Genomic DNA, 12,439 nt, shown 5'->3' with positions numbered 1-12,439 from the left:
TACTCCATTGATCCCCGGTTTTATTGCCGTTGGTCTACTTCTCGGCTTTGCCACTTTACTTGAACAGATAGCCATTCAGGGTGTTGAGCACCCTAATGCTGTTTTGGTTGAAATCATCGGCTATATGAAAGTTTTCAGTAAAGGCATGTTCAGCTTTCTGAGTATTCTGATTGGTTATAACGCGCAAAAAGCCTTTGGTGGATCAGGAATAAATGGCGCCATTATCGCCTCTCTGTTTGTACTCAGTTATAACCCAGACGCCACCAGCGGTTTTTATTCCGGTATTTCTACTTTCTTTGTTTAGGGAGGTGGTCTTTTACTTTATTTGATATGAGTTTCGCCAGCATACAATATTGCTCGTTTTTCCAAGAAACCCCAAGATGATGGGGTTCAGTATAACTATTTGCTGACATCCGTGCTATTTGCAATAGTGCCAGCAAAGGTCTTTCTTTCTCGTTGCAACCACTCAGGCCAAGGTATGTCTCGCCCAGGATAAGCAGGGTGTGATATACACCAATGTTCTCGCACCCACTTACGAATGAAAGTTTCTATTTCATAAGCTAGTGCTGAATTCAGGATATTAATATGTAACCAGTAGTAAATAGCTACATCATATCCCTCAAAAAGTGAGGGGAATATATATACACACCCAAGGCAACGAAATTCCGAAGGATCAAGAACAATATAAGAGAAGCCAATTCGCTGTTGGAAATCGTTATAATCTTCTTCGATATGACGCAAGTTATCTTCCCAGCTTTTGATATCATCTGGCCAGTCGTCAGAAAAGATGTCTTTTAAAATCGATCGGCTCGCCATCACGGCTTCATAGTCGATATCTGCATATTTCGGACTTAATGGCCGTAAAATAAAACCATTTCCATATGCCAATAATGGCACATCAAATTCGTCTGGTACTATTTTATTATATACGTTCATTATCTTTTTCTTTTGAATATCACATGGTGAAACTGGGTACCTTGTTTTGGTGAAAATATTTCAATGTTGGAGTTAACGTAATTGCTAAATACGCTAACAAAGCACACTTTGCAGATAGATATGTTTAATTGCTTATCACCCTCGATGTATACGCAAACAAATGCAGAACCATCATCAGGAGGATAAGTGCCGAAACCCAACGTTTTACCACATTTATCACATAGCCAGATCTTACTATACATAACTTGCCCTCCTAAGTATTAGTCACATCCAGTCCAGTCAATCCAAAAGCTGCCCCCTGATGAGCATTAATTACTCCTGGATTAGAAATCCCTATAGCGGCACGCGTTAATGTACCTATCATTTTGCCCCTTAAAGTAATAAAGCCATGTACAACAGAAGCATTCCCTTGCTTAATCTGAGCATTCCTATCAATGGACTGCATAGGTAACATCTCACCGTACACCCGCTTTTGTACAATCCAACATTTACCTGAATCTAATGCTTGTTGCAGTGACCTGTACCACTCCGCAGGTTCACAGAGCCAACTACAGACTATACCCGCCCCACCATAACCTTCCGCAGGTTTCAACACATAATCCCCCTGCCAGAAAACCTCGCAATTTTGTCTCGTCAATATGTTTGTTAGTGGAAAAAGGGAGTTGAAGTAGTCTCTTGCTTCCGGTTGTGTTATGTAACCAATATTTTTAGTTAACCAAGCAATGAAACCTTTATTTGAAAACAGTACTTCTCGGAATCCTAATGCTGAAGTAAGTCTCTTAGTAAGCAGCGCCTGACGGAATGACGCCATCAACGAGGTATCTCCAGCAACTTCATATAGATTAAACATCGGTATAAAGACATTCACTGGATAACCTTTGAATGTTGCCTGCGAGTCAGTGAAATCAAAATCACATAGGGTACCAGCAACAAACTGAGTGTTGCCTTTTTGGTTCATTAACTTAACAAAATTCTTCAAGTAAAAACCATATTTTCCATAACCTTCAGGCGTTTCAACGATTGGGACAATTTCATGTCTTTTCACAATCGTAGATAAGTTTCGCCTCATTTCTCTGAACGGATTTTGTATAGGCGTTATCGGGTTATCTGGACAGGTTAGCTCGTAAAAATTGGAACGAATAGAATTGATTGCATATCCATTCAACCCTCCTAAGCAGTAGCCTGTATTTACCTCAATGATCTGCCAAGTGTCACCAGTACAAATCACATCCCAGCGCAGGGGAAACGGTACATCGCTGTTATCAAGCAGTATGAAATCATACATCCATGTGGGAATCCCCAATTCAAGCATTATTTCTCTTATCGACGGACGGTAATGTAAGAACAAACTCTCCATGAAAGCCTCTATACGTGCCAAGCGATCTTGTAAATCAGCCAATATGTTGGGGTCGTATTCAAGAGGTGTCAGCAACCATTCCCAAGAGGGATCGATTATACCCAATGTAACAGCCTTCTGCCGGAATCCAGAAAAATGTATAGGCTCGAAGCGTAATGGTTGTGAATGATAAAACTTTTTATTCATCGTTTAACCATTCCTTTACCTGTTCCCATGCCCCGTGTTTTTTTTGCCGATATATCTCATTTTCCATCATAATTTCATGTGCCCGTTCATGGTTTTCAACACATATCCAGGGAAATAGGTGGTGTACAAGGTGATAACCATCATAACGGGGCAACAACATTGCACTTAGTATTTTATTCTTAATGATAAAATTTCGCGTTTTGCTCATTGGGTCAACGTTATTAAGTAGGCCGCCATGATCTATAACGTCTGTCATATGTTTCTGTATTTGATAAAAATAACAGTAAGGCAAAAGCAAGAACATGAAAGTATACAACGGGTATAAGAACAAAATGATTGCAAGCGAAAAAATATACATTATACGTAGGGTATTAGCCCATTTAGGTGCATCGTTATCATATATTACGAAGAAAAACGTATTTTTAAGTTGCTTCAAAAGGAATGTTTGTTTTAAGTGTTTCATTAATCTCTTGCGACAAAGTTTTTTATGCAATCCATAATTTCTTATGCCAATAAAATCAAGATCTTTATCCATATCACCTAAAAATTTATGGTGACTAAGATGTTCCTTCCTTATTGATTTAAATTTTGAAAACTCAATTATGGAAAATAACTCCCCAAAAATGTCATTCACCTTTTTTGAACGACAAAATGAATAATGAAAACACTCATGCGACATGTTATTCACTGCTCTGAACCTAGTGCCAATAAAAAAAGATAGTAAAGGAAAAGTAATAAAGAACCAAATGCTAATGGAAACTAACCAAGTAAAGATAAAAACTAAAATCCATGGAAAAACAATATTATTAAAAAAAACCAATAAAGCCCTAAGAAAACCTTTCCGACTGTTTTCTTCCTTGATTTTAGAAATCAAATAAGTGTTCATGTTACCCTCCTAATCCATTGAACTTTCTAATTCCCCATCGATAAAAAAACAAAGTTCCCAACATAAAAAAAACTGTACTAATAATTAAATAACCTATATTCCAGTCGTTCCTTCCCAAGAAGAATGACACCGGCAATGAAGCAGAGAATGCCATCGGCAATGCAAAAAGGAAGTATTTAACTAAACCATGAGGAAAAAAATTGACAGGAACAATGGAAAGTTCATATATCATCTCATGAAAATAATCCACTGGCATTTTCCTATGACTTATGAATGTAAAAAAATTAAAAATAATGAAAAAGGATAAGTTAATGATGAACATGCATATAATAGAGACAATGAACTCTGCCCATTGAATAGCATCTTTTGTTACCATAGGTAAGGAAGAGAAAGATAATGCAAAAAATGCCAAGAAAATAAACATTATTATATTTAAGGGTTTTGACCAACCAAACAATATCAATACCCAGATAGATATAGGTTTAACTAAATAAGGCTCTATTCTTCCACTGGCTACCTTGTTGAAAAATTCCTCAATAGAATGAGTAAATATACTTATCGCAACTGCAAGTAGGATAAAAACCAAGAATATGAGATGAAAATCTTCTTTTTTATAGCCTCCAATACCTTCAGATAGAGAGGAAACTTGATCAATAAATATGAATTGGATTAAGTAATATGATGATGAAAGTATAAATTCTCCAAAAAGGTTTTTTTTATAGGCAAGTTGCCGCTTGATATTCATTTTAATAAAAAGAGAAATAGTTTTCATATTATCCTCCTGCTCCGTTATAATTCTTTATACCTTTTTTCCACATTGAATGAATAAACGCATAAAAAAATAAAAGGTAGCATGTTCCACCAATGATTATCTCTTTGAAAAGGGAAGAATTCATTTTCACAAAAAACTCTGCTGGGGCAGATATAATAAAGCGAAATGGATTATATTTCATAAGTGGTAGTATCCAATCAGGCCAAAATGAGGGGGGTAAAAGAACTCCGCCAAACAATGATGAGCTAAGAATGATAAATGAAAGCAGGATATTATATTCAATAACCCAAAAACTCATAATTGCAATACTGAATGAAAGAAAAAAACATAGCAATTGAGAAAGAACAATAACTGATATGATCATCAACACAGATGTAATAAATACGGACAGACCTTTTTCAACCGGGTAATCTGTTATAAATTTAATTAAGAAAACAATAAACAATGGAAGAAGATATAAAATACTCTCGCCGAAAAATGTAAATAATCTTTGTGAAAGATAGCCATAAGGTTTTGTTATATATACTTCAAGCTCACCATTTTGTACATGTCGTGAAAAAGTTTGGATTAAATCATATCCATTATTAAGCCTTGAAATAACTAGCGCAAAACCGTAGTAATACATCATGTCGTTTAAAGTAAACCCATTAATACTTTCAGATTGTTGCGAAAAAATATTACTCCATAAAAGATATTGAATAATAAATGGCGACAGAGTTCCCATTACAAAATCAGTAAAAAACATCGATCTATCATTAATTATAGTTAGCATACCATTCTTAGAAAATGGGATCATCGCCAAAAGATAATTATGAAAATTCTTTAAATCGTGCACGTAGTATCTCCTCCAATGATGGGGTTGAAACCGAAAAAGCACACTGAACATCTACAACTAATGCTTTAATAAATATGGTATATTGATCTTGCGAAACTGAGATCTCAACATTTTCTGCTTCTTCATTGAATCGGATGTGCTCAATTAAAACTCCTGATCTTATAGAGAGTGATGTTACTTTTTCAATCAGAGCTTTAGCCTGTGTTTTACTATCACAGTTAATATTCACTTTTATTAATGGAGTAGAAATTGTTTTAAGTGAAGCAAGATCCCCGTAAAATTTTTGTTTTCCTCGGTGTAACAAGGAGATGTTATCCACATATCCCTCAATATCTCCCATATCATGGCTAGTGATAATAAAGCCTATATTATCTTCACTTTTGAGTGTGCTCAACAATTCGCGGATCTCATGTTTAGCATTGATATCTAACCCAATGGTTGGCTCATCAAGAAAGAGAACACGAGGTTTAAAAAGCAGATTAAAAGCCAACTCACCCTTAACTCTTTCCCCCAAACTTAAAAGACGAACAGGCTTATTAATGATATGGTGGATGTTTAGCAACTCAAAAATCTTGGCTTGTTCTTTTTTGAATGAAGAACTTTCAATACGGTAAATTTTACTAACCATATCTAAGCTATTTATTAATGGTAAATCCCACCACAAACAATTCTTATGACCAAAGACAACACCCAGTTGCCTAAATAATTTTCCTTTTACTTTATAAGGATCCACTCCCAATACGCTAACTTTTCCTTGATCAGGAGCCTGCACTCCGGCAAGAATTTTTATCAAGCTTGATTTACCAGCACCATTTGGACCAAGTATAGCCAACGATTTCCCCGCTAATAGGGTAAAGCTAATGTCGCTTAATGCTTGATAATCACTAAAAGTTGGTTTAAAAATCCCAATTAATTTCTCCTTTACACCATAGCCACTTTCTTTTGACCGATATATTTTCGAAACGTTATTAACTTCGATAAGAAGGCTATTCATTCATTTAAATCCTGTTTGGACTGTATAATTATTAATCACACATTGAAAATCTTGATAGACCATTTCCCGATCCCCACTAAAAATGAACATACCTAGACAATCTTTGTGACAATAGAATTCTCCTGTGGCAACATCGCCCACTGAGGGGATCATATATTTAATCAAAGTCGGTAAACTTTCCAAGTTGGGCAAAATGAGGTCAGTCACAAACTTAGTCTCTACAGCTGTGTGTTCTTTAGGGAAAATAAGGTATGCAAACGCATCTGCTCTTGACTGGTAATTTATCCCGCTAATAATCCCAAGTTGAGCAGCTAAATGAATCAGACAAAGATCCAATCCATAAACTTTCTGAATAATGTCAACAATCCCTGCTCCTCCGGGCCTATATGCTATTTCAAGCAATTCAGGGACATTACCTGAATTGCCAAAAGCCTCAATGTGATAAACTCCATCTGGAGCAACAAATGCTGAAAGCACTCTCTCTGTAAAAGGGTGCCAATATTTCTCTATGTAACTTTCTTCTACCGAGAAACTTCCTAGTGGTTGTCCTTGTAGAAAGTCAATAGGTTTGCCTTGATATTCGCTTACCGAAATGAAGTTAATGCAGCCGGATAAAACTATACAATCAATATGGAAAATATCCTGTGGGTTGTATTTCTCAATAATAAACTGCCCCGCATCCATATCATGGTAGCTGTCATTCCAAGGGTGTGTTAAGTTGACAAGGCATTCAGCAGTAGCAATAATTTCAACACCAACCGACCCCGCCAGAGAGCGCGGTTTTATCACTATAGGGAAAATCGTGCTGTCATCCCTGATATTATCAAGAGTAAACTCCTTTGGGGTAGCAATTCCTCCCTGTTCAGCCACTTGCTTCATCATTTTTTTATCACGAAATCTCCTGGCTTGAGTACATGTCATTCCAGGTATTTTCATCTTCTCCCTAGCACTGGCGGCAACAAAAACGGAGAATTCATCGCTGGAAATTACGGCTGATACTTCATGACGAATAATAATCTTATCAATAGCATCCATAACATCAGAATGTACGGAAAAATCACGCACTATATAGTGTTCTTCACTTCGATAATTATGTGTAGTTTGAGTAAAATCCTCTATAAGAAAAATAAAACGGATATCTGACAGCACAAATTGTTCTGCCAACTCGGTAGTTTTCTCCGTTATGTCCGGTTCACAGGAAACAATCAGGATTGTATTTAACTTTACGTCTTGCATTTGTTGATAACCGTCCTTCTTTTATAGCTTTTTTCCCTAGGGATCTGCTTCATTCGGATCGGATGAACATAAACTTTATGGGAAAATAAATTGCTCAAATGATGCTGAAATGCGTCAAAAACTCCGACATCATGCTGTACGGCGTCGTTTTTGATCACATAAAGTACATTTATACGATCTGGAGCTAGCTGTACTACGCGAAACTCAGCAATGTTAGCCTCATCCCGACAGAAAAAACGCTCTACTGCGTCCAGAATACTTCCGGGAGATATTGTATTCCCATATAAGGTGGTTAACCCCTGATCAGCACGGCCATGTAGCTTTCTGATTTTCCTAAAATGACTGCCGCATGAACATACTTCTCGACTATCATCAAGCTCACATAAGTCACCTTGCTGATAACGGATCATCGGCATAGCATCGTTCCACAAATCGGTACCTATAATATCGCCGACACCTTGAGCATCGCGGTTAATCACCTCAAGGTGCACGTCGTCCTCAACGAGATGATAATGCTTATCCACACATTGCATCGCCATAATGTCAAGCTCTTCAGAAGAATACTCGTCGCGTACTGGTACTTTGAAGATCGCCTCATAGCGATAGCGCTCTTCCTGAGTAGTTGTTTCTGAATTTGTCGAAATTAGTTCTACACCATATATATCTAATCGTTCACCCAGTGCTGCCAATTTCCCAAGATAGCTGCCAATGGATGATATAATCTGAGGACGCATAGCTTTTATATGATTCAAAGCATAAAATTCCGGACAGTCTTGACTTAAAGTAAAAACACGGTATTCGCCAAGAACCGAGCTATGCCACCACATGCAATAATGAATATTATAAATCCAGCGAGCTGGATCAATTTTCTTACCAGACATAAACTCAAACATACGGTACTTGAATAATATGTCCAAATTCGCGCGCTTTTGCGGCAAGATGATTTGCACCTGTTTTCCTGACGAGCCAGAACTGCTCATCCAGCGGCATTTTTTCGGATCATACCGCTGAGAAGGCATACCCAGCGGAAAATTATTAATCACATCGTCTTTGGTTATCACTGGTAGATGTTCAAAATCCTTAAAAGAACGAATAGCCCCAAGTTCGTAGCCATGTTTTTGATATCTGTCACGATAATAAGGTGAGGTAGTAAAAGCCCAGTCAACCAAAGACCGTAGTTTTTTTAACTTCCATTGTTCCAAAACCTCCCAATCAAGGGTCAAACGCTGGGAAAACATAGAATATTCTCTTTCCCATAGCGCTCTCATCCCAGTTTGCCTCTCAATGCTCTCTACGCCAAGTGGTTCAACTTGAGAATAGTTTATAATAGATTGGATGTTACAATGAGCTTGCTTCACGTCATAAACATTAGACATAACTTTTCAAACTCCCACTACGTTTGACATCCAGAGTTGCACAATGAAATGAGCCACCAAAAGTTTGGAAATGTTTAAATGGACAAAGAATGGTTTTGAACCCCCACTTGCGGAATGCTGCCTTCAGGAATTCTTCATCCTGCTCAACAATAACTGTCTTTTCATCCAGCATCAGAACATTTGTATGTATCCATTTTGATGTCATAAAGAGTGGATGAGCATCATTAAGAGTAGAAGGAGGAGGTGTCAGGATTTCCCAATCTCGGAAGATATCAGGAATCTTTGAAACCCATGCTTTATTCATCAGCACACGGCCTGGAGCCAAAGGTAAAATCGTCGTATCAATGTGCATAGGTGAAGAGTCATCAAACTCATAAATATGAATTTGGTAATCTTTTCCCAATGCTCTTCTCAACCATTCTATGCCTTTATTGTTAGTTACGTGACTACGCTGCCCTATGATATCACGCCCTATTTTCATAAAGTCGGCCGCATCAAATATTGGTTCAAGCTCATTTATAACAGACTCAAAGCGAACTTCTTGTTCACAGTCATGGTTAGGGTGCCACAGACTATCTTTAAGCATTGGCTTCGGCGCAGCAAACCACTCAGTTCCTTTGCTGAAATAGTCATTAAGTATTTCTCTAAAGGCAAAAGTTTCAAAATAACGACTACGCCATGCCATAGGAACTTCAATAATTTTCTTCCCAATAGCAAAAAGGCAGTCTCTTGGCATAGCTGAATAAAACCCGCCCCCAGTAGTAAAATGAGGTGTCATTATTGGCTGATGGTGATTAACTTTATTAGGCCTCCTTACCCGTACACCCTCACTTCGTAGAATATCAGCAAGTGTATCCACTTCCTTTTTAGCTAGTGAAAGTAACTCTTTTGGAAAGCGCTTTCCAGCATTTTGCTTAAAAAAACTTTTGGATTCTTTCGGAATCACTGCATCCAAACCAGGATCCCATTCAGGAATACGAATGTCGTCAATAATTCCTACGATTACTTCTTCTAAAGGATCCCATTCTGTATAGACTTCTACTGGACTGTTTTGATGAGAATAATAGAGAGACTCTTCCTGTTGAAATTGCATACTTCACTCCTGACTATTACGCAGGGAAACCGGCATGATTGTAGATTTCAGTATTGACATCTTATCAATAAACTTGGGCTGATAAGATAATTTTTCGAGTTTTTTAGACATTCTCCCTGATATGTCATCACAGGGAAAATTTGCACCAATTAACCATACCCAATTTTGTTCTTCCATTTCAAAGAAAACAGTAGTTTTGAAGCTAGAGTTGAATCTTTCAACTGATTTTTTTAGAGTTTCATTTCTCCAATAAGTTGAGCACCCTGCTTGTGAAATAAATACACCTTCTGGCGTTAGTATTTTAGCAATCTTTTTGTTAAACTTAATACTATATAGTCGATTTTGTTGTGCCATTTCATATTGTTCGTCAGGCAAGTCCAGCACAACAATATCGTATTTCTCATTTCTTTCTATGGCATCATCTATATATTGGTAACCGTCTCCAATGATTAGTTCGATAGGACCATCTTTTTCTAATGCTGTTTTTACATCGTTCGGACTATAACCATAAGGAAGATATTTGGCACAGGCTGCAACGCACTCCTCGTCAATATCTACATGTACTACTTTTTTCGCCCCCAGTTCAACGGCCATTTGGCTGATAACACCTTCACTGGATCCTACAATTAGCACCTTATCTATTTTTCCACAAAACAAAGCTGCTGGGATAATTTGTCCTTCATGATAAATAATTTGAGATTCCTCAACACTTTGCCTTTCATTATTACAAAAAAGACTTATGCCTTGCGCAGTCTTAGCAATTATCATTTCTTGGAAAGGCGTATGTTTGTGATAAATTACTTTTTCCAAATCCCAAACTCGTTGAACACCGTTACCAATTGGCTCAAAAATTTTATTAAGCATACTCATTGTTTCCTCTAACAATACATCTGTAAGTTAATCCATCTGGATTCATCAATTTTTTTAGCTCAGAAACTGACGTCTCAGGATCACAATTACCACAGGTAAATATATCTATGAATGCAGCAGAACGATCTGGATAAGTATGGATTGACGCATGAGATTCAGAAAGTAAAAGCAATGCAGTCATTCCTTCAGGATCAAACTTATGGGAAATAACATTTAATATTGTAGCCCCAGAAGCTTCTACTGCCTGACACATAATTGTTATCAGTTCATTTTCATTATCTAGTAAACACTTATCAACGCCGTAGAACTCAGCAAAAACATGTGTTCCAAGAAAAGAATACTCAGCAAAACCAACACTGAAAGAAGGTAGCATCTTAATTCCTTTTTGGTTTGGTTAATGAATAATTTTTTATTTATAAACTACATTTAACAATATTTCTAACAGCCTATTAATTTTCCGTCAAGTAAATTTTATGAAGTAAGTAAAAGCCACTACCCCAGGAAGTAATGTTATTCAGTTAAGATTTCTTGTAACGGGAAGAATATTTTTCTGGTATATAAACGTAACTTCGATGCTTTTCCTCCCTCCGCAGAATAGACATCTTTAATATTTTCTCTCATTTTTTTAAATCTGAATGATAAGATCCCTGTCACATTTAATTTTCAATAACTAAATTGTGACTTAATCAGGTTTAGCTCTGCAATAAAAATTATCTTTTTTTGTAATACTTCCACTTACCTAAATAACTTATATGCACACCGACTTAATTCAAGTGGGTGAGTAAATTTTTCTGACAACGTAGCCGCAAACATATATTCGGCTTCAACGAGCCCTGATGAAAATCCGCACTCTCTGTCCTCATTATTTCAACAGTCTCGGTAGACTGAGTTATTTACCAGGTTCACAGAAAGTGGGTTCTACCTGTTAGTACATCAATTTATGGACTTCTATTGCATAGTTACGTCATACTGCTAATTCACCGTGCTTCGTAAAACGATTATTGATTGACTATGCCCACGCAATTCGGGTATTAGCATGTCACTGTTCAACAAATGTCCTAAATTATTGAATACCTGCTGTTTGTCATTAGCTGATTTCTTGCCTATACGCTCAAGTTTTGTTAACCATGATACTCCGTCGTTGCTGTGTACGGTCATTGTTGCCCTCTCACGTTCGATCTGTCTGCCAGCCCTTCGCTCCGCGATCATTACTCGTTTCATCACTACTATGACTGGCTCCAACTTCCTGATACCCATTTCTCAGACCTTGTGTTTTGGCACTTGTGCCCGAAATACTCATTTCCTTGAGAAGCATCAGGATCTCCTGGGTTCCACACTGTTCTCTACAAGCTCGCCGACACCTGCGGCTCCGGTGTGTGCTTCTGGCTGGGAAATTCACCAGTATGACCATTCAGAAGCTGTTGCCTGCTAGCTGGACAAAACTATCGGCACACACGACTTAATGAATTTCGGCGCTATCACGTTCACCTATTGGTTTCGGCTCGAATGTTTCGCTGTCTACGCTTCATCTCCTTTGTTACCGCCGGAAATGCAAGACTCGCTACATAGTGATGTGATGGACGTCCCCTTTTCCAGTTGCAGCCAGTGCCAACATTGATACTTTGCCAACCCTTGAAATGCTAAAACTGATTAACGATGAAGATAAAAAAGTCGCACTGGCGGTAGAGCAAACTTTGCCAAAAATTGCAGAAACGGTAGATAAAATTGCCGAAGCATTTCGTCAGGGAGGTCGTTTAATTTATATCGGCGCTGGCACTTCAGGTCGATTAGGGATTCTGGATGCCAGTGAATGCCCTCCAACTTATGGCACTACACCTGAACAAGTGGTTGGATTAATTGCCGGAGGGCATCAGGCCATTCTACATGCGGTTGAGAAT

Annotated in this window: 11 protein-coding genes and 3 pseudogenes; 2 read left to right on the top strand and 12 right to left on the bottom strand. The window is 37.7% G+C overall.

Annotation, left to right across the window (positions count from 1 at the left end; all coding sequences use genetic code 11):
* Positions 1–298 (top strand): annotated as a pseudogene (murP, locus tag D3222_RS22490) (PTS N-acetylmuramic acid transporter subunit IIBC); the annotation flags it as partial.
* Positions 299–399: 101 nt separating this feature from the next.
* Here murP and D3222_RS22485 read toward each other — a convergent pair.
* From D3222_RS22485 to D3222_RS26895, 12 genes and pseudogenes are all read right to left on the bottom strand, one after another.
* Complete coding sequence (locus tag D3222_RS22485; RefSeq protein WP_118988099.1) at positions 400–936, bottom strand: N-acetyltransferase; 537 nt, start codon at positions 934–936, stop codon at positions 400–402.
* 253 nt (positions 937–1,189) lie between these two features.
* Entirely contained in the window at positions 1,190–2,479 is a 1,290-nt protein-coding gene (locus tag D3222_RS22475; RefSeq protein ID WP_118988097.1) for a hypothetical protein, read from the bottom strand.
* The gene (locus D3222_RS22470) at positions 2,472–3,365 is read right to left on the bottom strand and encodes a fatty acid desaturase family protein (protein WP_118988096.1); all 894 of its coding nucleotides are present in this window, start codon (positions 3,363–3,365) and stop codon (positions 2,472–2,474) included. Before D3222_RS22470 ends, D3222_RS22475 begins: the two co-directional genes overlap by 8 nt.
* A 1-nt stretch (position 3,366) precedes the next feature.
* Positions 3,367–4,137, bottom strand: coding sequence for an ABC-2 family transporter protein (locus D3222_RS22465; RefSeq protein WP_118988095.1), 771 nt, complete (start codon positions 4,135–4,137; stop codon positions 3,367–3,369).
* A 1-nt stretch (position 4,138) separates the two neighbouring features.
* Positions 4,139–4,972, bottom strand: a complete 834-nt coding sequence (locus D3222_RS22460) for an ABC-2 family transporter protein (protein ID WP_232832633.1) — start codon at positions 4,970–4,972, stop codon at positions 4,139–4,141.
* Positions 4,947–5,966: an ATP-binding cassette domain-containing protein gene (locus D3222_RS22455; RefSeq protein WP_112878123.1), complete on the bottom strand. Its 1,020-nt coding sequence runs from the start codon at positions 5,964–5,966 to the stop codon at positions 4,947–4,949. The genes D3222_RS22460 and D3222_RS22455 overlap by 26 nt, the downstream gene beginning before the upstream one ends.
* A complete protein-coding gene (locus D3222_RS22450) occupies positions 5,967–7,202 on the bottom strand; it encodes an ATP-grasp domain-containing protein (RefSeq protein WP_118988094.1) in 1,236 nt (411 codons plus the stop codon).
* Positions 7,190–8,578: a phenylacetate--CoA ligase family protein gene (locus D3222_RS22445; RefSeq protein WP_118988093.1), complete on the bottom strand. Its 1,389-nt coding sequence runs from the start codon at positions 8,576–8,578 to the stop codon at positions 7,190–7,192. The genes D3222_RS22450 and D3222_RS22445 overlap by 13 nt, the downstream gene beginning before the upstream one ends.
* Positions 8,571–9,671 (bottom strand): amidinotransferase, encoded by a 1,101-nt coding sequence (locus tag D3222_RS22440; RefSeq protein ID WP_118988092.1) that lies wholly within the window; start codon positions 9,669–9,671, stop codon positions 8,571–8,573. Before D3222_RS22440 ends, D3222_RS22445 begins: the two co-directional genes overlap by 8 nt.
* A 3-nt stretch (positions 9,672–9,674) precedes the next feature.
* The gene (locus tag D3222_RS22435) at positions 9,675–10,535 is read right to left on the bottom strand and encodes a spermidine synthase (RefSeq protein ID WP_118988091.1); all 861 of its coding nucleotides are present in this window, start codon (positions 10,533–10,535) and stop codon (positions 9,675–9,677) included.
* On the bottom strand, positions 10,528–10,914 hold the full coding sequence (gene speD, locus D3222_RS22430) for an adenosylmethionine decarboxylase (RefSeq protein ID WP_118988090.1): 387 nt from the start codon (positions 10,912–10,914) through the stop codon (positions 10,528–10,530). The genes D3222_RS22435 and speD overlap by 8 nt, the downstream gene beginning before the upstream one ends.
* A 644-nt stretch (positions 10,915–11,558) precedes the next feature.
* Positions 11,559–11,699: pseudogene (locus D3222_RS26895) on the bottom strand (group II intron reverse transcriptase/maturase); the annotation flags it as partial.
* Between the two features lie 479 nt (positions 11,700–12,178).
* Between D3222_RS26895 and murQ the strand changes: the two are divergent.
* A pseudogene (gene murQ / locus D3222_RS22415) lies at positions 12,179–12,439 on the top strand (N-acetylmuramic acid 6-phosphate etherase); the annotation flags it as partial.

Origin of the sequence: Photorhabdus sp. CRCIA-P01, assembly GCF_003545805.1 — a bacterium.
Taxonomy (GTDB): domain Bacteria; phylum Pseudomonadota; class Gammaproteobacteria; order Enterobacterales; family Enterobacteriaceae; genus Photorhabdus; species Photorhabdus antumapuensis.
Note: the sequence above shows the minus strand (reverse complement) of the source record. Positions and strands in the feature narration are given on the sequence as shown.